Origin of the sequence: Algoriphagus aquimarinus, assembly GCF_900112005.1 — a bacterium.
Taxonomy (GTDB): domain Bacteria; phylum Bacteroidota; class Bacteroidia; order Cytophagales; family Cyclobacteriaceae; genus Algoriphagus; species Algoriphagus aquimarinus.
The window spans coordinates 356,092-379,367 of record NZ_FOKK01000003.1; the positions used below are offsets into that span (position 1 = coordinate 356,092).

General features: G+C 39.6%; 20 protein-coding genes. 7 read left to right on the forward strand and 13 right to left on the reverse strand.

Annotation, left to right across the window (positions count from 1 at the left end; all coding sequences use genetic code 11):
• The first annotated feature begins 31 nt into the window (after positions 1 to 31).
• The 5 genes from dnaG (at position 32) to BM291_RS05775 (ending at position 6,822) form a co-directional block, all read left to right on the forward strand.
• A complete protein-coding gene (dnaG, locus tag BM291_RS05755; protein ID WP_092895216.1) occupies positions 32 to 1,969 on the forward strand; it encodes a DNA primase in 1,938 nt (645 codons plus the stop codon).
• 85 nt (positions 1,970 to 2,054) lie between these two features.
• Complete coding sequence (locus BM291_RS05760) at positions 2,055 to 3,266, forward strand: bifunctional 3,4-dihydroxy-2-butanone-4-phosphate synthase/GTP cyclohydrolase II (RefSeq protein WP_092895218.1); 1,212 nt, start codon at positions 2,055 to 2,057, stop codon at positions 3,264 to 3,266.
• A gap of 92 nt (positions 3,267 to 3,358) precedes the next feature.
• Positions 3,359 to 4,006 (forward strand): hypothetical protein, encoded by a 648-nt coding sequence (locus BM291_RS05765; protein WP_245786778.1) that lies wholly within the window; start codon positions 3,359 to 3,361, stop codon positions 4,004 to 4,006.
• A complete protein-coding gene (gene surE / locus BM291_RS05770; RefSeq protein WP_092895222.1) occupies positions 4,007 to 4,792 on the forward strand; it encodes a 5'/3'-nucleotidase SurE in 786 nt (261 codons plus the stop codon).
• Positions 4,793 to 4,872: 80 nt separating this feature from the next.
• Positions 4,873 to 6,822, forward strand: a complete 1,950-nt coding sequence (locus BM291_RS05775; RefSeq protein WP_092895224.1) for a tetratricopeptide repeat-containing sensor histidine kinase — start codon at positions 4,873 to 4,875, stop codon at positions 6,820 to 6,822.
• On the opposite strand, the gene BM291_RS05780 is transcribed toward BM291_RS05775, so the two are convergent.
• The 4 genes from BM291_RS05780 to BM291_RS05795 all read right to left on the reverse strand — a co-directional run bounded on the left by BM291_RS05780 (position 6,808) and on the right by BM291_RS05795 (position 12,773).
• A complete protein-coding gene (locus BM291_RS05780; RefSeq protein WP_092895322.1) occupies positions 6,808 to 7,680 on the reverse strand; it encodes a type 2 periplasmic-binding domain-containing protein in 873 nt (290 codons plus the stop codon). The two genes, BM291_RS05775 and BM291_RS05780, sit on opposite strands and share 15 nt — an antisense overlap.
• A 78-nt stretch (positions 7,681 to 7,758) precedes the next feature.
• Positions 7,759 to 9,084: an MFS transporter gene (locus BM291_RS05785; protein WP_245786779.1), complete on the reverse strand. Its 1,326-nt coding sequence runs from the start codon at positions 9,082 to 9,084 to the stop codon at positions 7,759 to 7,761.
• A 35-nt stretch (positions 9,085 to 9,119) separates the two neighbouring features.
• Positions 9,120 to 11,558: a glycoside hydrolase family 31 protein gene (locus BM291_RS05790; protein WP_092895326.1), complete on the reverse strand. Its 2,439-nt coding sequence runs from the start codon at positions 11,556 to 11,558 to the stop codon at positions 9,120 to 9,122.
• A 183-nt stretch (positions 11,559 to 11,741) separates the two neighbouring features.
• Positions 11,742 to 12,773 (reverse strand): LacI family DNA-binding transcriptional regulator, encoded by a 1,032-nt coding sequence (locus BM291_RS05795; RefSeq protein WP_092895226.1) that lies wholly within the window; start codon positions 12,771 to 12,773, stop codon positions 11,742 to 11,744.
• A 354-nt stretch (positions 12,774 to 13,127) separates the two neighbouring features.
• On the opposite strand from BM291_RS05795, the gene fbaA reads away from it, so the two are divergent.
• On the forward strand, positions 13,128 to 14,189 hold the full coding sequence (fbaA, locus tag BM291_RS05805) for a class II fructose-bisphosphate aldolase (protein ID WP_092895230.1): 1,062 nt from the start codon (positions 13,128 to 13,130) through the stop codon (positions 14,187 to 14,189).
• A gap of 454 nt (positions 14,190 to 14,643) precedes the next feature.
• On the opposite strand, the gene pfkA is transcribed toward fbaA, so the two are convergent.
• The 3 genes from pfkA to BM291_RS05820 form a co-directional block, all read right to left on the reverse strand.
• Positions 14,644 to 15,630 (reverse strand): 6-phosphofructokinase, encoded by a 987-nt coding sequence (gene pfkA / locus BM291_RS05810; RefSeq protein ID WP_092895232.1) that lies wholly within the window; start codon positions 15,628 to 15,630, stop codon positions 14,644 to 14,646.
• Positions 15,631 to 15,633: 3 nt separating this feature from the next.
• Complete coding sequence (locus BM291_RS05815; RefSeq protein WP_092895234.1) at positions 15,634 to 16,005, reverse strand: methylglyoxal synthase; 372 nt, start codon at positions 16,003 to 16,005, stop codon at positions 15,634 to 15,636.
• A gap of 97 nt (positions 16,006 to 16,102) precedes the next feature.
• Positions 16,103 to 18,145 carry a S9 family peptidase gene (locus tag BM291_RS05820; protein ID WP_092895236.1) on the reverse strand — a complete coding sequence of 681 codons (2,043 nt, stop codon included), beginning with the start codon at positions 18,143 to 18,145 and terminating at the stop codon, positions 16,103 to 16,105.
• A 187-nt stretch (positions 18,146 to 18,332) separates the two neighbouring features.
• On the opposite strand from BM291_RS05820, the gene mscL reads away from it, so the two are divergent.
• Complete coding sequence (gene mscL / locus BM291_RS05825; protein ID WP_092895238.1) at positions 18,333 to 18,749, forward strand: large-conductance mechanosensitive channel protein MscL; 417 nt, start codon at positions 18,333 to 18,335, stop codon at positions 18,747 to 18,749.
• Between the two features lie 32 nt (positions 18,750 to 18,781).
• Here mscL and BM291_RS05830 read toward each other — a convergent pair whose 3' ends face one another.
• The 6 genes from BM291_RS05830 to BM291_RS21870 all read right to left on the reverse strand — a co-directional run bounded on the left by BM291_RS05830 (position 18,782) and on the right by BM291_RS21870 (position 23,276).
• Complete coding sequence (locus tag BM291_RS05830; RefSeq protein WP_139229045.1) at positions 18,782 to 19,222, reverse strand: hypothetical protein; 441 nt, start codon at positions 19,220 to 19,222, stop codon at positions 18,782 to 18,784.
• 5 nt (positions 19,223 to 19,227) lie between these two features.
• Positions 19,228 to 19,587, reverse strand: coding sequence for a hypothetical protein (locus tag BM291_RS05835; RefSeq protein ID WP_092895242.1), 360 nt, complete (start codon positions 19,585 to 19,587; stop codon positions 19,228 to 19,230).
• 34 nt (positions 19,588 to 19,621) lie between these two features.
• Complete coding sequence (locus tag BM291_RS05840) at positions 19,622 to 20,170, reverse strand: RNA polymerase sigma factor (protein WP_092895244.1); 549 nt, start codon at positions 20,168 to 20,170, stop codon at positions 19,622 to 19,624.
• A 105-nt stretch (positions 20,171 to 20,275) separates the two neighbouring features.
• On the reverse strand, positions 20,276 to 21,196 hold the full coding sequence (locus tag BM291_RS05845; RefSeq protein ID WP_092895246.1) for a universal stress protein: 921 nt from the start codon (positions 21,194 to 21,196) through the stop codon (positions 20,276 to 20,278).
• Between the two features lie 436 nt (positions 21,197 to 21,632).
• Complete coding sequence (locus BM291_RS05850; protein WP_092895248.1) at positions 21,633 to 23,108, reverse strand: lipopolysaccharide biosynthesis protein; 1,476 nt, start codon at positions 23,106 to 23,108, stop codon at positions 21,633 to 21,635.
• A 51-nt stretch (positions 23,109 to 23,159) separates the two neighbouring features.
• Positions 23,160 to 23,276 (reverse strand): FeoB-associated Cys-rich membrane protein, encoded by a 117-nt coding sequence (locus tag BM291_RS21870; RefSeq protein ID WP_139229046.1) that lies wholly within the window; start codon positions 23,274 to 23,276, stop codon positions 23,160 to 23,162.

Sequence of the window (23,276 nt, forward strand, 5' to 3'; positions counted from 1 at the left end):
GAGCGCTTAACTTTGCCTCATTCATTTTCCTATGGGCATCAGCAAACTTACTACAGACAGGGTCAAAGAACGCATGGACATCGAAGAGGTGCTCGGCGATTATTTGCCTATGAAAAAGAAAGGCCAGAATCTCTGGGCCAACTGTCCGTTCCATGGAGAAAAAACGCCTTCATTTTCGATTTCTCCTGCAAAACAAATCTATAAATGCTTTGGCTGTGGTAAAGCCGGTGATCCTATACAGTTCGTGATGGACATAGAAGGTATAGGCTTTCAGGAAGCTATCAAACATATTGCTGGTAGATATGGTATCGAAGTAGAGGAAGACGAAACGAGGACACCAGAGCAGAATGAGGCTCAAAATGAACGTGAAAGTTTATTGATCGCATTGGGTTTTGCCAGAGACTTTTTTGTCAAGAACCTGCAAACTCCAGAAGGCAAGTCGATTGGGTTAAGTTATTTCAAGGAGCGTGGATTTACACCTGCTATTATTGAGAAGTTTGATCTAGGGTACGCACTGGAAGGTTGGGATAATTTACTGCAGGGGGCTAAATCAGCTGGATTTAGGGAGGATATTTTGCTGAAAGCAGGATTGATTCTGCAGAAAGAGGGTGATGCCACTCGCGTGTATGATCGCTTTAGAAATCGAGTGATTTTCCCTATTCACAACATCAGTGGAAAACCACTTGGGTTTGGTGCGAGAATCCTGACCAAAGACAAGAATCAACCAAAATATATCAACTCTCCGGAGACTCCAGTATATCACAAAAGCGATGTGCTGTACGGGATGTTTCAGGCGAAGAAAGCGATTCGAGAGAAAGATAATTGTTACCTCGTCGAAGGCTACACTGATGTGGTCAGTTTACATCTTTCTGGAATAGAAAATGTCGTTGCTTCTTCGGGTACCTCGCTGACGGATGGTCAGATTAAACTCATCAAGAGATTCACTGATCAGGTGACAGTGCTTTATGATGGCGATGCTGCAGGTATCAAAGCTTCACTTCGAGGTATTGATCTTTTACTGGAAGGTGGACTGAATGTAAAAGCAGTAGTTTTTCCTGATGGAGAAGACCCCGATAGTTATTCTCGTAAAGTAGGGTCTCAGGCTTTTCAGGATTACTTGGAAAATAATAGCCGTGATTTCATTGGGTTTAAGATTGGTTTGTACAAAGAGGAGTTTGTAAAGAATCCAATCCGAAAAGCTGAAGTGATTCGCGAAGTAGTTCAGAGTATTGGTAAAATCCCGGATCCAATCATTCGATCCGTTTATGCCAAGGAAGCTTCCGGGCTTTTGGGGATAGAAGAGGATATCATCCATGCAGAGCTGAATAAAACGCTTCTCAAATCTCAGAAGGATCATTACAATAATAAGCAGGACGATCTTTTTGCCGAGCAGGCAATGGAAGAGCTGATTCCTGATGAGACTGCTACTTCATTTTCTGAAATTCTCAGAATTCAAGAACGTGAGATGGTCAGACTTTTAGTTAATTACGGTTGGCAAAAATTGGTTGATGAAGAAATGCATCTCTGTCAATATTTACTTTCGGAGACAGAAGAGTTAGAGTTTACCACGCCGATTTATAATAAGATACTGTCTCTCTATAGAAGTAATCTGTTGCAGGGAGAAATTCCTACATCTGAATATTTTATAGGGCTAGGTGATCAAGAAGTACAAAAAGAGGTAATTGATCTAATAACAGTGCGCCATGAAGTATCTCATCACTGGGCTGACACACATCAGATTATTATCAATACAGAATCAGATGATCTTACGCTTACAGGCTTTAAATCCATATTACGATTAAAAAGAAAAATGGTGCAAAAGCTGATGGAAGAGGCGAAAGAGAAAATAAAAAACGCGGAAGCAGAACACCTAGATGACGATAAAGTGCATGAGTTTCAGGTGATTTACTTCGAACTCAAGAAAGTACAGCTCGAGATCGATAAAGAGCTGGGAATAGTCATTGGATAAACCAAACTTTATTTGGCTTCATCCTGTTTAAGATTTGAAAGCGTGTAAATTTGCCTTTCTAAAAATTAATTCAAACACAAATTTCGTGGAAAAATATATTCTGGATCCCATAGAAGATGCTATTGAAGCTATCAAAAATGGTGAAGTTATCATCGTAGTTGATGATGAGGATAGAGAAAATGAAGGTGATTTTGTATGTGCTGCTGAGCCGGTAACACCAGAAATCATCAATTTCATGGCTACTCATGGGCGTGGTTTGATCTGTGCACCTTTAGTAGAAGATCGTTGTGAGAAACTAGGGCTGGAGTTGATGGTAGGGAATAATACTGCTGCATATGAAACGCCGTTTACAGTTTCTGTGGATTTGATCGGACATGGATGTACTACTGGGATTTCTACAGCTGATAGAGCTAAGACTATCAGAGCTCTAGTAGATGACTCTATTGATCCAAGTGAATTGGGTAAGCCTGGACATATTTTTCCTCTGAAAGCCAAAAGAGGCGGAGTACTGAGAAGAGCAGGACATACCGAAGCTGCAATTGATTTAGCTCGTTTGGCAGGATTTTCTCCTGCTGGAGTTTTAGTAGAAATCATGAATGAGGACGGGACTATGGCTCGACTTCCTGATTTGGTAGAAGTTGCCAAAAGATTTAATCTTAAGTTGGTGTCTATCAAAGACTTGATTGCTTATCGATTGAAGCATGAATCTCTGATTCAGCGAGAAATAGGAGTGGAGTTACCTACTGAATTTGGTGATTTTGAGTTGATTGCTTTTCGCCAGACGAATACACAAGAATTGCACCTTGCCCTAATTAAAGGTAAATGGGATAAAGACGAACCTATTTTGGTGAGAGTACACTCTTCCTGTATGACGGGTGATATCTTTGGTTCATGCAGATGTGACTGTGGAGCTCAACTTCATGGCGCCATGCAAATGGTGCAGAAGGAAGGAAAAGGAGTTATTCTTTACATGAATCAAGAAGGCAGAGGTATCGGCCTTATCAATAAATTGAAAGCCTATAAGCTTCAAGAAGAAGGAATGGACACGGTTCAGGCAAATCTTGCTCTGGGTTTACCTTCTGATAGCAGAGATTATGGGGTAGGAGCGCAAATCTTAAGAGATTTAGAAGTAAGAAAATTACGTCTCATTTCTAATAACCCACAAAAACGAGTTGGACTGTTAGGATACGGTCTTGAAATAGTAGAACAAGTTCCTATTGAGATTGCTCCTAACGTTCATAATGAAAAATATCTCCAAACGAAAAGAGATAAAATGGGGCATAATATTTTGAAATAACCCGCTGTTCTTACCTTGGTATTTGTTAATAATCTATAATGAGTTTCAACCTGACTCTAAGTTATTGCGTAAATAAAGCCATGATGAAAACCATGAAAATAGCACTGTTCTCGCTTAGTTTATTGCTTCTGGGTATGACCACATCTTTTGCGCAGAATCAATTTCCTTCGCAGGTTTGGCATAAGGGAAACATATACACCACAGACGGTAAGGTCTATGGTGGCGAGATCAAGTATGATCTAGAAAACAATGTAGTTCAGCTTCAGGATAAAACTATCGATACGTTCTCAGCGATTAACGTCACTTACTTTGAGCTGTTCGATGAAATTTATGGAGGCGTACGTAAGTTTTTCAGCTTGCCTTATTCCTTAAATAGCGATTACGACACTCCGATTTTTTTTGAAGTCCTTACCGAAGGCGATAACATCGCCTTGCTTTGTAGGGAATATGTGGCCACCGACTCAAGAGGGATGAATTCCTATGGAATGATGGGCGGTTATGGAATGAATCCATTTTACGGCCCACAATCAATGATGGGTCATAAATTAGCTTTCAAGTATTACTTTTTGAAGAATGGAAAGATCGAGCAATACAGTTTGAAGAAAAAAGATCTTTTTGAAATGCTGCCAGGGCATGATGATCAGATCTCACTTTTTATGCGGAAAAACCGCCTAGCTTATGATAAGAGAGGTGATCTCCTTCGTATCACAGCATATTACAACGAATTGAACAAAAACTAAATGTCTAAACCTTTAATTCTCGTCTCAAATGACGATGGCATCACATCCAAAGGGATACGTGTTCTCGTAACTGTCATGAAAAAACTTGGGGACGTGGTCGTAGTAGCGCCTGACAGTCCTCAATCAGGGATGGGACATGCCATTACTATCGGAGAAACACTTCGCCTAGAAGAGGAGGATATATTCGAAGATGTAAAGGCATTTAAGTCAAGTGGTACTCCAGCTGATTGCGTTAAGCTGGCTAAGCATTATGTGATGAAGGATAGAAATCCTGATCTGATCGTAAGTGGAATTAATCATGGTTCCAATACATCTATTTCAGTGCTTTATTCCGGAACTATGTCTGCAGCCATTGAAGGAGCAATGGAAGGTTATCCTTCTATTGGGTTTAGTTTGTGTGATTTTTCTTCAAATGCTGATTTTTCACATGTGGAAGAATGGGTCGAGAAAATCGCTAGACAAGTACTAGTAAATGGAATGCCAAAGGGTGTTGCTTTAAATGTAAATTTCCCTCCGAAACAAAATGAGGAAATCAAAGGAATTAAAATTTGTCGACAAGCTGAAGCCAAATGGCAGGAAGAGTTTGATGAGCGCTTTGATCCTAATGGGCGAAAGTATCTGTGGCTAGCTGGTAATTTTGTGAATTTTGATAAAGGAGAGGATAATGATGAGTGGGCGATAGCAAATAATTATGTTTCTATAGTCCCTTGTCAATATGATTTGACAGCGCACCATGCAATTACCCAATTGAATAAGGATTGGGATTGGGAGGAGCTCAAAAAATAGATATCCAGCGGTTCTCTATTTTTTTGAGTGTGATTAAATGCTTTTAGTTATTTTTACCACTCTTAAATAGAATAAGCCGTTTGAATCGTAAATTATCCATATTTCTGATTTTTATACTGAGCGCTCCATTAGGAGTTTTTGCTCAGATTCCAGACATAGATAGCCTCAAAAACATTTTGCCTACTGCTAAGGGGAAGGTAAGATTGACTATTCTTAATGAATTGTCTACCCATCTTAGAGAAGTGGAGCAGCAAGTGGCATTTGACTATGCAACAGAGGCGGAAAAACTTGCTCAAAAGCTCAAAGATAAATCCGGTGAGGCTATAGCTAAAGAGAATATCGGGTGGATTTACTATCGCAGAGGTCAATGGAAAAAGACTTTCACCTATTCCAAGGAAGCCTACGAACTTTCTATTGAGTCTAATAATCTAGAAGAAGCTTCTCGGGTGCTAAACAGTATGGGAGCGTTGTATTATGAGCAACAAAACTATTCAATGGCTATTGCTCAATTCAAGAAGGCCTATGAAATAAGTAGCAAGTCAGACGATTTCTACACGATGATCAGAAGTCTCAATAATATTGCTTTCAATTTTATTAAGTTAGATGAGCTTGATTCAGCCATGTATTATGCTTCGAAAGCTATAGAAACTAATGACAACGCAGGCTCTCCTTATTTGCTTTCTTTTTCAAACCGGGTTATTGGAGATGTTTATTTGAAGAATAACCATCTTGATTCTGCAGAGAGAATTTTTGAAAAAGCATATGAAAATGCTGAAATCAGAGGGCTTACTTCCTTTAAAGCAAGTCTTTTGCATAGGCTAGGTGAGGCATACCTACTTAATGGAAAACCTGAACAAGCAAAGAAAGTCCTACTTGAAGGAGTTGAGCTATCCAGTCAGAATAATCTCCTTGATGAACTTTCAAAAAGCCATAAATATTTAGCGGAATATTATAGGCAATCAGGCAATTTTAAAGAAGCCTTCAAGGAGCAATCGCTATTTATTTCATTAAATGACTCGCTTGAAAATAAATCTACCAAAGATAGAATAGCCTTGATTCAGGGAATGTTCGAGGACGATTTGAATCAATCCGAACTTGAGCTACTTACTGCTCAGTATGAAAATCAGACGAGTACTTTGGCCTTTAACCGAAAGATTGTATTTATAGTGAGCGCTGGGTCTTTACTGATTTTTGCACTTCTGGTATGGCTGTTTTACCTAAATCGGAATATTAGGAAATACAACTCAAGTTTGATTTTGCAAAAGCAACATATCCGTCTTCAAAACGAAGACTTAGGGACAAAATCAAAACAACTTGAGGGGATTAATCAGACTAAAAACAGACTTTTTTCCATTTTGGGACATGACCTCAAAGGTCCTGTAGGCCAAGTGAAATCTATCGTAGATCTATTGACAGAAGGACATTTGACTCAGGAAGAATTTGACGAGCTGATTCAAAATTTAAAGACAGATGTTGATTCAGTGTACTTCACGCTAAATAACACTCTGAAGTGGTCACTTGCACAGATGGAGGGATTCAAGCTTCAGAAAGTCAACTTCAACCTCTCCGAACTGGTAAGGTCAAATATCAAACTGATCAAACCGCAGCTTAAAGAGAAATCAATTAAAGTAGATAATTCATGCTTACCTGAAGACCTGGAGATTTATGCTGATAGGGATTTAATAGAGGTAGTGATCAGAAATATTTTGAATAATGCGGTGAAATTCTCAAAACCTGGCGATGTGATCCTACTTTCAGCAGAAATAGAAAACAATATGATTACCTGGTGTGTGAAAGATCAAGGAGTTGGGATGCTGGAAGAGCAAATAGATGAGTTGCTCTCGGCAGATTATGTCATCACCAATTCCAAGTTGGGCACCAAAATGGAAAAGGGTTCCGGTTTAGGGATTCAGATTTGTAAAGAATTTACCCGAATGAACGGGGGAGAGCTTAACATATTAAGCAAAGATGGAGAAGGAACAAAAGTGTGTGTGAGAATTCCTGCCAGTAAAATATTAGTCAGTAATTGAAAGGTGAGCCTTAGCAAGGAATTCCTCTACCGGTATTTTGGCGCTAATTATTCCAAGTTCTTTCATGATGTCCATGGATTCGCTCAATTGAGTCTTAGAGATCTCCGAATCGGTTGCCCATACGGTCTGTTCAAACCATACTTTTACATCGATTTCATTCAACTCATAATTTCTGGATATATCTTCAATCGCAATATCGCTGTTTTGAAGTTCCTCTGAAGCTAGGTATACCAGATCTCTCAATTGAAATATTAATTCACCAAATTCCTCTAAAGCTTTATTTGTAGCAATAATAGCAAAGCATGGCCAAGGGCTCGGGACTTCACCAATTCGCTTCATTTGTTTGGAATCGACCCAAGGTTTAGTGGTGTATTTTTCCCAAAGAAACATCTCTGGTTTTTCGGAAGTCATTACCTCCAAAGCACCAGGGAGATTGTTAACTATTTTAAATTCCAATTTTTCAGAATTCCAGCCTTCACGTTTAGCTAGGACATAGCTCATTAACTGTGATCCAGATCCTATTCTACTGATTAGAAATGTTGGTTCAATGATTTCATCTAAAGAATTTACAGATGAGTTTCCAGAAATATGAATTCCCCAGGTTAGGGGAGATTTGACATGAAGCCCAATCATTTTTGATGGATTTCCAGCTTCAAAATCCTTCAAAAAGCTTTCCGTCAATACAATCGCAATATCTGTTTTGTCTTCCCTCAAATCCTTGTTCATCTGCCCAGAACCTCTGGATTCATCTGTCCATTGGAGTTTGATTCCCTGTTTTTCAAAAGGTTGAGCTGCTATTACTTTCTTCCAAGGAAAATTAAAATGCTCAGGAACTCCGGTGATTCTTAGGGTTTTCATAAGTGATGTTTTGACTAGTGTCAAAGGTAAGAACTGAAATTCAAACCAGTTTTCCATTCAAAGAAATTACGACCTCATTTAGTCGTGTGCAGCCTTTTTGTCTGTGATTAAAAGATTACTTAGCCCTGCAAGGATTAATAGGGTTCCTGCCAGTAACATAGTATTAATTACAGCTTCTCCGAATAGTAATTTGTAGAGGAAATTCACTCCGCCAATCGCGGCTATGATCTGTGGAATAACGATAAACATGTTGAAAATACCCATATAAATCCCCATCTTCTTGGGGTCCACAGAGCTAGAAAGCATGGCATAAGGCATGGAAAGAATGCTAGCCCAAGAAATACCTACTAATGCAAAGCAAATATGAAGCATCCAAGGGGCAGTGATGAAATAGATCAGTATAAAACCACAACCACCAGCTACCAAACTGACCAGATGAAGTAGTTTTCGATTGATGAGGTATTTGCTAGTGAATAGGGCTAGGAGCAAAGCAGCGAACATGGACACCAATCCATAAGTACCTAAATAATTCCCTACGCTATCTGCTGCATTATTATAGGCAGCGGAACTAGGATCAGTTGCTCCAAATACATGTTCGGTAATTGCGGGAGTTGCAAAACTCCACATCGTAAAGAAGGCAAACCAGGAGAAAAACTGAACGACTCCGAGCTGTTTCATTACTGTTGGCATCGTTACAATGCTTTTTAGTACCTCCTTAAAACCAATGATAATCCCACGGGTTTTAGCTTTTTCTGCTTCAAATTCTTCTAAGTCTTCCGGCGGATACTCTTCTGTTTTTAGAATTGTATACAAAATGGACGCAAACAGCACAAAAGCTCCGATTGCAAAAGCATATTTCACAGAATCCGGAACAACACCTTCAGCAGCAGTATTTGGTACGCCCATTCTAGTCATTAACCACGGGAGATTGGAAGCCACCCAAGTGCCAGTTCCAATGATCAATGTTTGAACTACAAAGCCATAAGACCTTTGATTGTCAGGTAGTTTATCAGCTACCAAAGCACGGAAAGGTTCCATGCTGATATTGATGGAGGCATCTAAAATCCATAGGGCTCCGGCAGCCATCCATAGCGCTGATGAATAGGGAGTGAAAAAGAGCGCAATGGAACTTAGTAGGGCGCCGATGAAAAAAAAAGGTTTTCTTCTTCCAAATTTGGGATGCCAAGTACGATCACTCATATAGCCCACAATTGGCTGAATCAAAAGCCCCGTCAATGGAGCAGCGATCCACAACATTGGTATAGCGTCCTTATCAGCTCCCAAAGTCTGAAAAATTCTTGACATAAAGCCTCCCTGAAGAGCAAATCCAAATTGGATTCCAATCATTCCGAAACTCATGTTCCAGATTTGCCAGAAATCTAACTTCTTTTTATAATTGGCCATTTGGAGGATTTAAAGAAAAGATAGGTTTTGAAAGCTTAGTTTAAACCACCAATTTCCATTTTCTCAGATTGGATTTTCAGGTCCAAGTACCTCAAAGTAGGAATGGATAAATAGGGGTAGTTCAGATCTGGCAAAGGATCAAACTCACTCAACTTATCTAGAAAGGCAAAACTCTCTTGTTTCAAACTGATAATCTCCTCTTCTAAGCTAATGTTTTCCGTGGTGAAACCATGGAGATACATTCTTACCGTATCAAATTGACTTGGATAATTTCCCGTAGCTTCCTGAATAATTAGCTTATTTTCCTCAGGAGAAAATCTGAAAATCCGCTCATGATATGCTCCTGATTCAAAATCAAAACTTACCCCATCATCTTCATAGTGGATGTACTCGCTCGCTTCATCACCAGCATAGATATGGATGCGTAGTACTCCATCATTGTCCCCCGCAGTATGTAGCACATCATTTTGAAGCGCAACTATACTCCCCGCTTTTACATATACAGGTAGATAGTTCAATGGACAATCCTGATAAATTACTTGTTCCCCCTTGTAATGCTGATCAGTAAATAAGTAATACCATTCACCTTTAGGTAAATATACCTTTGTGATTTCCTTGTAGCTTTCGACTGGTGCTATCAAGAAAGAATCGCAAAATAGGTATTGATTTTGGTAAGCAGAGAGGAATACTAGTGGGTCATTTGAATAATCTATTGCTAGACTTGAAGCAATCGGCAAACCTGTTTGACTACTTTTTCGAAATTTGCTATACAAAGTTGGAAGCAAATGGTAGCGCAACTTCATGTAAGTTCTAGATATTTCTTCCACCTCTTCGCCAAATGCCCAAGGTTCGGCATCGTTGCTATTAATCATAGAATGAGCACGGAAAAGTGGAGAAAAAGCGGCTATGCTCATCCATCGGGCATAGAGTGATTTGGTCGCTTCTCCAGCAAAACCTCCTAAATCATATCCTGAAAAAGGGATACCACTCAGGCCAAGGCTATTCACCAAACGAACTCCAGCTAACATGTGCTCTTCTGTGGAAACATTGTCACCTGTCCATACCGCAGCGTAGCGCTGCACGCCAGCAAAGCCTGATCTTGTCAATACAAATGGACGCTGATTGGGGAGGTTTTTGAGTGAACCTTCCTGTGTGCTTTTGGCCATTTGCATTCCGTAGATATTTCTTGCCTTGCGATGTGAAGCTGTATTTCCTTCGTAGTCAAATTCAATCAAATTAGGTGTAAACTGACCCCAAGATGCTGGCTCATTCATATCAGTCCAGAAGCCATCTACTCCCGCTTCAGTGTAAAATGCCAGCTTCTCCATCCACCAAGCACGGGCTTTGGGATTAGTGAAATCAGGAAAAGCACACCAGCCAGGCCAAACTTGAGCTTTGTATTCCTTTCCATCTGGATAATTAACAAAAAGGCCTTGTTCTATGCCCTCATCGTAAGGAATATAACCAGCCTGGGTTTTGATGCCTGGATCCAAAATTACCACTACTCTAAAACCTTTTTCTTTGAGCCTTGCAATGAGACCTTTTGGATCAGAGAATTTTTCTCCATCGAAGGTAAAGACCTTATAATCTTCCATGTGATGTATATCCAGATAGATCACATCAGCCGGCATGTCTTTGTCTCGGAACGTATGTGCTAAAGTCAATACCTCTTTATCTGGATAGTAGGAATATCTACACTGTTGGTAGCCAAGTGCCCACTTTGGAGGCATTTTCATTTTACCCGTCAAATCTCCGTAACTACTGATAATTTCAGCTACACTGGGTTGATGGATAAAATAATAGTCCATATCTCCATCTTCGGCATTGAAATAGGTGAAACGGTCAGTGGAAGCTCCAAAATTGAACACGCTTTTATGCGTATTGTCAAAGTATATTCCATAGGCTTTTTCCGCCACTAATCCCATATAGAAAGGAATACTGGCGTAAAGCGGATCGTCATTTATCCCGTAGCCAAAATAGTCGGTATTCCAATTGGTATATGCTCTGCCAATTCGATTAAGATTCCCCGTTTTTTCACCAAGTCCTATATATTTCTCATTTGGCTGAAGTTCCTTGTAGCAAGTGACTTCGGAACCTATCCATGAGATGCCGAGTGAGTCGTCTTTACTGAGAAGTGTTCCATCTGAATCAAAAAATGCACAGATGCCATTCGTGAAATTAACTTGCAACTGAATTAGAGTAGTTTTTAACTCAAGATAATTCTCATGTTCTGAAAATTCGAACTTTACATTTTCTGTAGTCAATACTACAGAATAAGGATTTGGATCGAAAGATGAATTTCTAGAGGCCTGTACTCTAATAATTCCTTCTCTTAGAACACTTATTTTGAGTTGCGCTATTTTGCTATTTGCAATAAAACCCTTATCTGTTTTAGACCAATTTTCTATTTTTCCGATAGAGAGATAGCGTGATGAGGATGAGTTTTGGGATGATTCGTGGGTTATTTGGGTCATGTATGAGTTGCTCTTAAGCTTAGGCAGCGCAACTAATTTAGAACCAAAACTGATTCTTAAAAACACTTCAGTTTATCATAGCCATTGAATTCAACTTGAAGGAAAAACGGTAAATGCCATAGAACGGAAATTAGCCCTATTCAAACGTTTGCACTTTTTTGGAAAAAAAATTGAAATTTTTTCTTAAAATCTTTTGGATGAACCCCTTTCCATAAGTTTTGTCTCCAAAATCAAGGATTGCTCCATTGTTTTAGGATCTAGTTTCTTCTCAATTATGTCGATTAGTATTTCTGTTGCTCTGGCTCCCATCAAAAATCCTGGTTGAGCTACTGAAGAAAGTTGAGGTTGCAACATAGAGCAAAATTGCCAATCAGAGAACCCTACTATTCCTACTTCCAAAGGGATTTTCAAACCTGCATCTCTACACGCCATCATAGCTCCAACTGCACCTATATCATTACAGGAAAAAAATGCATCTGGTCTGTCTGGAAGAGAAATTAGTAATTCTGAAACCAAGTCCTTACTCTCTTCCAAAGTCCCCAAAGGACATGAAATAATATAAGCTGGATTCACATCGAGTCCATTCTTTAACAAAGCATCTTTATAGCCCTTTTCTCTATCAATGCTGATTTTTAGTGTTTTTGGTCCGGCGAGATGTACTATGTTCTTGTATCCTTGGCTTATTAGATGAGCTGTTGCGTCAAAAGAACCTTGGTAATCATCTACCATTACATTTATTGCCCCAGGGATAGCGGGAGCACGGTCAAAAAAGACGATAGGAAATCCATGATCGAGCAGCTTTGTGAAGTGATCAAAAGTCTTGGTCTCTTTGGAATAACTAACTAAGACGCCATCAATTTGATTGGAAAGCATAGTCTCTATAGTTGAGATCTCCCGAGCCAATTTCTCATTTGATTGGGCAAGAATAACATTATACCCTCTTGAATTGGCAATTTCCTCAATGCCGCTAATAACAGTAGAAAAGAAAAAATGCACCACTTCGGGGATGATTACTCCGATGGTAAAAGATCTACTTTGACGTAGTGATAAGGCAATTGCATTAGGTCGGTAATTCAACTTCTCTGCCATTTCCTTTACCTTTCGCTTCGTTTCATCGCTGATTCCATGATAATCTTTTAAGGCTCTAGAGATAGTAGAAGCCGATAAGTTTAACTCACGAGCAATATCCTTAATGGTAGCTTGGCCTAGTTTCATGTTTTACAAGTAAAAAAAGTAGATGAGAAATAAACTTGATTGATCTCGAAGCTAGAAAATTTTGAGGGATTTTGGGTGAAATTTCTCATGTGATTTAAGCTTCTTCGGGTTGTTTTATTGAAAGCATTCACCTTCAATAAAGATGCTGCCTGACTAAAAATATTTTCATTTTCCACAAATATTCAAAATCTAATGTTTTGAAATCGATTGCGTACATAGAAATGCTTTTTTGAAGGATATTTTAGAATTAGATGTGGGTAATTATAAGTAAGGGATTTATATCTTTGAATTCTATGTTAGAACTCGGGGCCTTTTTCGGGCGCTTTAACTTGAAATAAACAAACCTAATACGATATGAAATTTAAACCTGGAGTAAAATACGGTGAAGAGCTTAGAGATCTTTATGCTTACGCAAAAGAGAATGAGTTCGCAATGCCGGCTGTAAATGTGATCAATACCAATTCTGTGAATGCGGTTTTGGAGACAGCAAAGAAGCTGAATTCTCCTGTGATCATCCAATTCTCAAATGGTGGAGCTCAGTTTTTTGCTGGAAAATCTCTAGCTAACGATAAGCAGCAGGCAAGTATTGCGGGTGGTATCTCGGGTGCACATCACGTGCATTTGATGGCTGAAGCATACGGCGTACCGGTTATTTTGCATACAGATCATGCAGCTAAGAAACTATTGCCTTGGATCGACGGGCTTTTGGAAGCTGGTAAAGGATATTATGCTGCACACAAAAGACCTTTGTACAGCTCTCACATGCTTGATCTTTCTGAAGAGCCTTTAGAAGAAAACGTTGAGATTTCTTGCAGCTACTTCAAAGAATTCGAAAAGCTTGAAATGGCTATCGAAATCGAATTGGGTGTAACAGGTGGTGAAGAAGATGGTGTTGATAACACAGATATCGATTCTTCTAAGCTTTATACTCAGCCTGAGGAAGTAGCTTATGCATACGAGCATTTGAAAGAAATCGGTGATCTATTCACTATCGCTGCTGCGTTCGGTAACGTGCACGGGGTGTATAAGCCAGGAAACGTAAGTTTGAAGCCAATTATCTTGAAGAACTCTCAAGACTTCATCAAAGAGAAGCATGGTTTGACTGGTAAGCCTTTGAACTTTGTATTCCACGGTGGATCAGGATCTACAGTAGAGGAAATCAGAGAAGCAAATAGCTACGGTTCTATCAAGATGAACATCGATACAGATATGCAATGGGCATTCTGGGAAGGTATCTTGAATAACTACAAAAAGAACGAGGCATATCTTCAGACTCAACTGGGTAGCCCAGATGGCGCTGATAGCCCAAACAAGAAATATTACGATCCAAGAAACTGGTTGCGTAAAGGCGAAGAGAACTTCGTAAAGCGTCTTGAGCTTGCTTTTGACATGCTTAATGCAGTGAATAGAAATTAAATTTTCTTACGCTAAGAATTCAAAAAGTCACCTGTGAGGGTGACTTTTTTTTTGGTTTTAGGTAAGTCTGGAATTTACCGGAATCCCGAAGGGATGCTACGATTATAGAAGAATTTGACGTCTAATGGAGCAGAACCCATAATTGGAGAAGTTGTTATCCTGTCACCCATTATTGGTTTACGAATCCTTGGTCATTTGGTAGTTACTATAATACTGTCAAGCCTTCGGCTTTTGCTTTCAGGCTTATAGTAAATGGAGATAAACCACATTTTGTCACCCATTCTGGGTTTACGTATTTTATTTATTTGATAGGTTGCTATAATACTATCATGCCTTCAAATTTCAAAAACGTCTTTAAACCAAAAAAAACCTTTGAGCTCCGATATGAATCAGGACTCAAAGGTCAATAATTGAAACCTTCCGGGATTTGAAAACCCCAAAGGTGGAATAAGATTTAAGTAGATAGAATCTTCGCTACGCGGAAATCATCTTCATCTACTGATTTGTCATCGACAATAGCCTTCTTGATAGGAGTGTAGACCACTTTATTGTTGATCAAACCAGCCATTACGTCGTATTTACCCTGTAGCAAGCCTTCTACTGCCGCCACTCCTAGTTTGGAAGCCAGTAGACGATCATAAGAGCTAGGTGAGCCACCGCGCTGTAAGTGTCCTAGTATCGTTACTTTGATGTCGTAATATGGGAGGTGCTTTTTCACAAGAGAAGCAATTTCTGTAGCTCCACCGCTTTTTCCTCCTTCTGCCACGATTACAATATTGGATGCTTTCTTGGCTTTGGTTCTTATTCTTAGTTTGTCCACCAAGTGCTCGATAGGCATTTTTTTCTCAGGAATAAGAATCGCAGCAGCTGCACTACCGATGCCAGCATTGATAGCAATAAATCCTGCATCACGTCCCATTACTTCCACAAAGAAAAGTCTATCATGAGAAGTAGCAGTATCACGGATCTTGTCAATAGCTTGAATAGCCGTGTTGCAAGCAGTATCAAAACCAATGGTTGAATCTGTGCCAGAAAGATCATTGTCAATCGTGCCAGGAAGTCCTATAGCTGGTACTCCAAATTCCTTGTAGAATAAATGCGCTCCAGTCAAGGAACCGTCTCCACCGATGACCACAAGGGCGTCTATGCCATGGCTTTTGAGATTATCGTAAGCCGTTTGTCTGCCTTCAGGAGTTCTGAATTCAGCACTTCTTGCGGACTTCAGGAAAGTACCACCACGCTCCAGCACATGGGTGATGTGCTTGGATTCCAGCTTTTTGATGTCATTTTGGATCATACCCTCGTATCCGCGGTAGATTCCATACATTTCTATATCGTAATACAACCCAGCTCGTACTACGGCACGGATTGCAGCGTTCATGCCTGGGGAGTCTCCTCCAGAAGTTAGAACGCCAATTTTTTTAATGGTTTTAGCTTCCATTTTTTAGGTTTGAGTAAAGGCTTTAAACATAAGTTCGGCCGAAGCCGGATTGGTTGCCAACGGGATATTGTGAACATCACAAATCCTCATTAGCATTTGAACATCTGGCTCATGCGGATGCTTGTCAAGTGGGTCTCTGAAGAAAACTACCATTGCGAGTTCTTTCTGTGCTGCCATGGCGGCAATCTGTGCATCGCCTCCATAAGGGCCAGACAGCAGTTTTTGGACTTCAAATCCAGCTTTTTCTATATGAGAACCAGTGGTTCCCGTAGCGACTAAATCCACATCTGCCTGCAGCAGTCTTTCACGGAATCCACTTAAAAAATGAACCATGTCGGCTTTTTTACCATCATGGGCTATAAGAGCAATTTTCATTAGGTATAGTGTTGTAAATAGGTTCGTGTCAAAGTTAGGGAAAAATCTTTCCCTGATCGGTTGGCTGATAGTATTTAAAGCCTACATACTACTAGGCTCAAATCAATTTTTCCAAATAAAGTAAGAAAGTGTATTCTAACGCCATTTCTTTAAGGGAATTGAATCGGCCCGAAGCTCCTCCATGTCCTGCTTCCATATTGGTGTGGAGAAATAGAAGTTTTGAATCAGTTTTCAATTCGCGAAGTTTTGCCACCCACTTGGTAGGTTCCCAGTATTGTACTTGGCTGTCGTGGAGCCCCGAAGTGATCAGTAAATTCGGATAGTCTTTGGCTTCCACATTATCATATGGGGAATAGGACAGCATATACTCATAGTATTCTTTGTCCTTGGGATTTCCCCATTCCTGAAATTCTCCAGTAGTCAACGGGATGGTTTCATCCAGCATTGTAGTCACTACATCCACGAATGGTACAGCGGCAATTAGTCCATTGAAAAGGTCCGGTCTTAGATTCATTACGGCTCCCATTAGTAAACCGCCAGCACTACCTCCCATAGCATACAAATGCTCAGGAGATGTGTATTTCTCAGAGATCAGGTGCTCAGCGCATGAAATGTAATCGGTGAAGGTGTTACGCTTTTTTAGCATTTTTCCATCCTCGTACCATCCTCTTCCTAGGTCTTCACCTCCTCGGATATGAGCTATAGCAAAGACGAATCCTCTATCCAGTAGACTCAAGCGACTGCTGGAGAAATAAGCATCCATACTGTAACCATAGGATCCATAGGAATAGAGTAGGAGAGGATTGGAGCCGTCGGGAGAGAATTTATCTATTTTGTAAACTAGCGAAATGGGTACCATGACCCCGTCAGAAGCTTTTGCCCAGATTCTAGCCGAAGTATAGTCTGAGGCATCATAGCCACCCACGATTTCTTGTTGCTTCAGCAAAGTCTTTTCCTTGGTAACCATATGGTAATCAAAGGTGCTGGCAGGAGTTACAAGAGAATTATATCCAAATCGAAGGATAGGTGTATCGTATTCTGGATTGGTACTGATCCAAGCAGTGTAGGTCTCATCGTCAAATTCTAAGGAATGTCCAGCGGTACCATCCCAGGGTTTGATATTGATTTTACAAAGCCCATTCGACCTTTCTTGAACAACCAGAAAGTCAGAGAAAATATCAAAATCCTCCAACAACACAGTTTCCCTATGTGGAATTACGTCCTCCCAATTTTCCATTTGAGGAGCAGCGATTGGGGCTTTGACCAATTTGAAGTTTTGAGCTTTATGATTTGTTCTGACCCAAAAATGATCATGGTAGTGATCTGCTGCATATTCCAAATGTGGGATTCTAGCTTGTAGAAGTGTGAATTCACCAGTCGGAGCGGCAGCATCCAAGAACCTCATTTCGGAAGAAATAGTGCTTTCTGAATGAATCAGGATAAACTTCTCGGATTTAGTTTTATGGACCACACAGGAGAACTCCTCGTCTTTTTCTTCATAAATCAGGATGTCAGTTTCAGTAGACGTGCCCAACTTATGAGAGTAGATCTGATAGGAGCGAAGTGTGTCTGGATCTTGTTTGGAGTAAAAAATCGTTTGGTTGTCAGCTGCCCATGCGAAATTTCCAGTGATAGCAGGTATATGATCAGATAGGATTTCCCCTGTCTCAAGATCTTTGAAATGAATCTCATAGATTCTTCTTCCTACTTCATCTGCAGCAAAGGCGAGTGTTTTCAAGTCAGGGGTAGCGGCTGTGCCACCTACCTGGTAGTAAGATTTACCTTCGGCCAGAATATTAACATCTAGAAAGATCTCTTCAGAAGCGTCTAAATTGCCTTTTTTGCGGCAATACAAAGGGTATTCACCGCCAGCTTCGTATTTGATATACCAGAAATAGCCAGACTTGAAGTAAGGAACACTTTCGTCATCTTCCTTAATTCTGCCTTTCATTTCCTGAAACAAGTTCTCTTGAAATTCTTCAGTGGATTTTAAATTTGTTTTGAGGTATTCATTTTCAGCATTTAGGTAGTCTATGACCTCAGGATTCTCTCTTTCACGCATCCAATAATAATTGTCGGTTCGCTGATGACCATGTGTTTCTAAGAGCTGAGCTATCTTTTTGGCTTTTGGTGCCTGCATTTTCTAAAGTATTTAAGGATGCAATGTTAAGGAAAAAAATGGGCGTAGAGTTCTCTTTTCTTTAGTAAAGTAGGTGATCAATTGCAGTTTTTACTAATTAAAAAGACTTTCAAACTGCAGTAGGTTTTGGATAGGAATTTTTTTTTTAAAATATTCAGTAAATAATATAACCATTAACCAAATACTTATGGGAATGCTTAAAGAGTTTAAAGAGTTTGCTGTGAAAGGCAATGTAGTTGATCTGGCTGTTGCTGTGATCATAGGTGGTGCTTTCGGTAAGATTGTCGCATCCTTTGTGAAAGATATTGTAATGCCACCTATAGGGATGTTGCTTGGTGGGGTGGAATTCACTGATCTAGCAATTGTGCTAAAAGAAAATAGTATAGGGCCAGCGGGAGAAGAACTAGGACCTGTATTGCTTACTTACGGTATTTTTATTCAGAATGTAGTAGATTTTATCATCGTGGCTTTTGTGATTTTCATGGCTGTGAAGGGGATTAATAGCATGAAAAAGAAAGAAGAGGCAGCTCCAGCTCCTCCAGCAGCACCGCCTAAATCGGAAGTGTTACTTGAAGAAATCAGAGACCTACTGAAAAAAGGTTAAGAAATAAAAAAAGCGGCTTTAAGCCGCTTTTTTTATTTCTTGTCATCTTCTCTTCGCCTTTGGTAGATATGTCTTGCAAATTCTCTGGACAATCCATTAAGTTGAATGATTTGATTATAGGTAATTACGCTTGAGAGATCTTTGACAAACTTCTCCTCATCTACAATCATTTTTCTTTCAATTTCGAATTTTCTACTGACTCTTAATTTTGCTTCAGCTTCGGTTAATTTGATGTCTTTTGTTCTGCCTAGCTCAGACATTTCTTTGAGATTCTTTTCTCTTAAATCATTGTAGACATTAAATATTGGCCAGAATTTTTGTGCCTGCTCTGGCTTTAAATCCAGTCTAGTTGTAATAAAAGCTACTCTCGCGGCTTCCAGTTTTTCACGGTCATATTTTTCATCTGAATGCTGGGCATAAGTAATCCCTATCGCCATAAAAAACATGAGTGCTATTAGTGTATATTTTTTCATAATTGTTAGTACCAGTGTTGATCTTTTTCATCTACCATATCTATCTCATATACCATTTCCTCGGCAATGATCTGATCTAATATTTCTTCAGGATTATCTACCATCGCAAGCACATCCTCCGCAGTCCAATATTGACTTTCGATGAAGAAATTAACTTCCTCATCCATGGATAGAGTTTCAAACTGCGTATCTGACGAATTGAATTGCCAGACTCCCAAACTTACTACCAAAATGGCAGCTGCGGCAGCGTATTTAATCCATTGAATAGACCTGTTTGGCTTGATCTCTTCCATTATTTTATCTGGAAGACTATCGAAATAACCTTCTGGCGCCTTGAAATCCTGAATTTTTGGAAGTTTTTGCATGGTATAAGATTAGACTGGGTTGATGGTCAATAGTTTATTCATGTGTTAAGGAATATTCAACTTTTTTTACAGCATGGTGGTAACTGGCCTTTAGAGCCCCCACACTAGTGCCGGTTATTTCAGACATTTCCTCGTATGTAAGCTCTTCTTGATATTTCAGGTGAAACACTAACCGTTGTTTATCTGGAAGAGTAAGTAGTGCTTTTTGGAGTAAGCGCTGGATTTCATCTCCGTCGATATTTCCAGGCTGATCAATATAAGATTCCATTTTTTCCTGGTGATCCTCTATAGAGAAGAAATATCGCTTTTTCTTCTTTTCTAGGAAAGTAAGGGATTCATTCGTCGCTATTCTGTACAGCCAGGTGAATAAACTTGATTGCCCTTGGAATTTGTCAATGTGATGATGAGCCTTAATGAAGGTGTTTTGGGTGATGTCATCCGCATCCTCATGTATCAAAACCATTCTCCTGATGACATGATAGACTCGCTTTTGGTATGTCAGGATGAGCTGCCTGAAACCCATCTCCCTTGTTTTGGGGTTTTGGATGAGTTGGAGGATTTCCTGATCACCGTTTTTCTTCATCTGCTTTTAGACCCAATTTATAGAAAATGGTTTAGTGGAACATGCTGAATTGCTTATTAAGCGTTGATTATCAGCTCAAAAAATTATTCTCAAAAATAGAAATCGTTAGATTTCAAGGATGTAGTCTAGTATACCCGCATTCTTTCCTTTAGGCCTAGTTACCAAGAGCGGAATGCTATCGTTGTATTGAATCAATCGCTCAGCCATACTGCCTATAAATAATGCTGTGGCAGCTGTACGGCCTTTTGCTCCTATGATAATTCCATCTGCACCCATTTCCCTTGCCTTAGCTACAATTTCTTCTACTGGATCATCATTGACATCTTGGGTATACACAGGAGTGATTTTGTTTCCTTTGGTGTCAATTTTACGAATGAATTTTTTGTAGTTAATCTCGGCATGCATGCGCATGATTTGAGTAAATTCCTCGTAGCTTTTTCCTGTATAATGATAGCCAGACGGCACAGTGAATACATTCTGACATACAATTTCGAGACCACCATGCTTTTCAGCAATCATAATGGCTTCTTCTAATGCATCCTTGGAATAATCAGAAAAGTCACTTGGTACTAACAATCGTTGCATTTTTGTTGCCGAGCCTTCAGGTACTATCAGCAAGGAACAGCTTGCCCTTCTAGCTAGTCTCGAAGAAGCCACTCCAGTTCCAGGGAGATGTACCTTTCTGCCTATCAAGATCATGTCAGCAGATTTTTCTTCAGCAAGTTTTAATATTTTTTTGGAGAGTGACCCTTCCTTTACTATGTAGTTTAAAGAAATCCCCTTTGGGTTTTGGAAATGTTCCTTAACCATTGATTCCATGGCTTCCTGGCGTTCATTGACCATGTTTTCTACCAGATTCGGAAATTCCTCTAGAACCTCTTTAGGGATACTGAGGTTCTTTATCACATTTACGAAGTAGATTTTTTTGGTTTGATTTACCTGAGCAATAAATGCTGCATATTGAATCAGGGTTTGATCCAGAGAAGTTTGATCCAGGCAAACGACCAATTTTTTAATCAAATACATAAAGCGCCAATGGTTTTAGGAATACAAATTTAAGGGTAAAACGAGTAAAACTTTAGGTTTTAAGTGAAATAAAATTCTGAATAATTCAAAAATTCTAATGTTTATAGCTTTCTGTAATTTGAATTATTGAATTATCTGAAATAATATTTCGATGTAAGCTACTGTATCTCATAAATTTTCAATTTCTCAGACACGCATAATCGGAATCATCCAGCAAATTTGCCAACCTGTCGTGTAATAAATCGTATATTTGTACTGTCCGGGTCGCCGACATGTTCAAACTTCACAAATTACATATTTACCGAGTTAAGCCCTTCTCAAAAACAGGCCTCATCCCGATTCTGTCGGGACCTCGATTCGCAAGAATCAGGATAACAGTGGAAGTTTGCGGTAAACAGGCAGCTCAAATCTTGTCAAGTAGGAGGTTTGCAACACTCTAAGATCCGGACTTTTTTATTCTATTTTTTACCCATTCCCATTCCTCAGAGCCTACTCCCAGCAATCTTGAGAATAATAGGTATAGTCCAAATACCAATAAGCTGGTCAATATGATATTTGTAATTGGAGAGAGGTCAAGTGGAATGTAGTATGCGGGAGCAAAGGCAATGACTCCCACGAAAATTATCTTCAGCGTCTCGTAAGAAAATGGCTCAAAGCCTAATTTGATTTTTAGGAATAGATATTTCACCAGATTGAATAAGAACATCACTGCGACTGAAGCTATGGCAGCTCCTTCGATTCCATAGATAGGGATCAACAGGTAATTCAATCCAATAATCAAAATACTCATTCCGATAGTAGCAATGAGATTGAAGCGGAAATGCTTTGAGAAAATTAGAATCTCTCCATTCACCGAAAATACTACGTCGAAGAGTTTTCCAAGTCCTATCAATACGACCACGTATTTGCCTGCTTCATAGATATCACGATTAGGGATGAAGTAATACAACGCATCTAAATTGGTCCAGATTCCAATAAATAACAACAAGCAGATATAGAGTTGACGATTCGATATCTGCTTATAAAGCTTGTTGATTTCCTCATGATTTCCTTTAGCAAAATGATCGGCTATGACTGGCATCACTACCTGAGAGATCGCTCTTCTAGGCAGTTCTATCACCAGTGCCATACTGAAGGCAATGGTATAGATCGCATTGGCTTCAAGGCTGATCATCGAGCTTACCATGATACTATCGATCTTCATGATCAATGTTGATGCAGCGGTAGCCAAGAAGGTAATGAGGCTGAATTGTATGAAAGAAGTTCGGAAACCTTTTGGAAATGTGTTCCAGCTGAAATCAAATTTCAAAACTCCCAACCAAAGTAAATAGACTAGAACACCTAAGAAGGCAAACCCATAAACAGCCACCAGACCTTGCATTACCTGTGGAAAGCTAATCCATTTGAGCAAATAAGCTCCTACCAGAATTCCTGTGAGAAGTCTTAGGAATACCTCACGCATAAGGGTAGGGACAGCTACTTTTACATAGGATCTGCTATATGCATCTAGTATGCTACTCAGAAGCGAGAATAATGTAATCAGTAAAACGACTCCGAAAAAGTCAATCACCTCGGGAGAATTGACAGCAAAAAGCTCTATGATTTGAGTTTTGAAACCAAGGAAGATAGTGCTCACCAAAGTAAAACCTACCATGGAAAATGCTAAACCATAGCTCAGAAATGCTGACTGATTGGATCTTAATTGTGGGAAAAAGCGTGTGATGCCATGCCCTACGCCTAACTGAGCAAAGGGAACAAACAGCAAGCCCAGATCCTGAATGGTACGGAAAGTTCCTAATTGGGAAGCATCCAATGCATACGGATAAAGCCAAAGTACATTGACATATCCTATGACAACTCCCAGGTACGAAAAAATGGTGGTTTGAATACTCTGCTTGGCTACTTTGCCCATGAGCTTAAAAGTATCAAAAAACTACTAATAAGAAGTTACTTGAGTCAAAATTCAAGGTTTGGCGCATTTGTCACAGCCAGCTTCAGACTTTGATTTGAAGAAATATTTCTTCACCAAATAGCCTAATGCTGCTAATACAATTACTCCAACTAAAATTTCTTGCCACAT

What these genes read in the sequence shown, in the direction of transcription:
- dnaG (WP_092895216.1), top strand. Translation starts at nt 32, where the DNA reads ATGGGCATCAGCAAACTTACTACAGACAGGGTCAAAGAACGCATGGAC.
- BM291_RS05765 (WP_245786778.1), top strand. Translation starts at nt 3,359, where the DNA reads ATGAAAATAGCACTGTTCTCGCTTAGTTTATTGCTTCTGGGTATGACC.
- surE (WP_092895222.1), top strand. Translation starts at nt 4,007, where the DNA reads ATGTCTAAACCTTTAATTCTCGTCTCAAATGACGATGGCATCACATCC.
- BM291_RS05780 (WP_092895322.1), bottom strand. Translation starts at nt 7,680, where the DNA reads ATGAAAACCCTAAGAATCACCGGAGTTCCTGAGCATTTTAATTTTCCT.
- BM291_RS05785 (WP_245786779.1), bottom strand. Translation starts at nt 9,084, where the DNA reads ATGGCCAATTATAAAAAGAAGTTAGATTTCTGGCAAATCTGGAACATG.
- BM291_RS05790 (WP_092895326.1), bottom strand. Translation starts at nt 11,558, where the DNA reads ATGACCCAAATAACCCACGAATCATCCCAAAACTCATCCTCATCACGC.
- BM291_RS05795 (WP_092895226.1), bottom strand. Translation starts at nt 12,773, where the DNA reads ATGAAACTAGGCCAAGCTACCATTAAGGATATTGCTCGTGAGTTAAAC.
- fbaA (WP_092895230.1), top strand. Translation starts at nt 13,128, where the DNA reads ATGAAATTTAAACCTGGAGTAAAATACGGTGAAGAGCTTAGAGATCTT.
- pfkA (WP_092895232.1), bottom strand. Translation starts at nt 15,630, where the DNA reads ATGGAAGCTAAAACCATTAAAAAAATTGGCGTTCTAACTTCTGGAGGA.
- BM291_RS05815 (WP_092895234.1), bottom strand. Translation starts at nt 16,005, where the DNA reads ATGAAAATTGCTCTTATAGCCCATGATGGTAAAAAAGCCGACATGGTT.
- BM291_RS05820 (WP_092895236.1), bottom strand. Translation starts at nt 18,145, where the DNA reads ATGCAGGCACCAAAAGCCAAAAAGATAGCTCAGCTCTTAGAAACACAT.
- mscL (WP_092895238.1), top strand. Translation starts at nt 18,333, where the DNA reads ATGGGAATGCTTAAAGAGTTTAAAGAGTTTGCTGTGAAAGGCAATGTA.
- BM291_RS05830 (WP_139229045.1), bottom strand. Translation starts at nt 19,222, where the DNA reads ATGAAAAAATATACACTAATAGCACTCATGTTTTTTATGGCGATAGGG.
- BM291_RS05835 (WP_092895242.1), bottom strand. Translation starts at nt 19,587, where the DNA reads ATGCAAAAACTTCCAAAAATTCAGGATTTCAAGGCGCCAGAAGGTTAT.
- BM291_RS05840 (WP_092895244.1), bottom strand. Translation starts at nt 20,170, where the DNA reads ATGAAGAAAAACGGTGATCAGGAAATCCTCCAACTCATCCAAAACCCC.
- BM291_RS05845 (WP_092895246.1), bottom strand. Translation starts at nt 21,196, where the DNA reads ATGTATTTGATTAAAAAATTGGTCGTTTGCCTGGATCAAACTTCTCTG.
- BM291_RS05850 (WP_092895248.1), bottom strand. Translation starts at nt 23,108, where the DNA reads ATGGGCAAAGTAGCCAAGCAGAGTATTCAAACCACCATTTTTTCGTAC.
- BM291_RS21870 (WP_139229046.1), bottom strand. Translation starts at nt 23,276, where the DNA reads ATGTGGCAAGAAATTTTAGTTGGAGTAATTGTATTAGCAGCATTAGGC.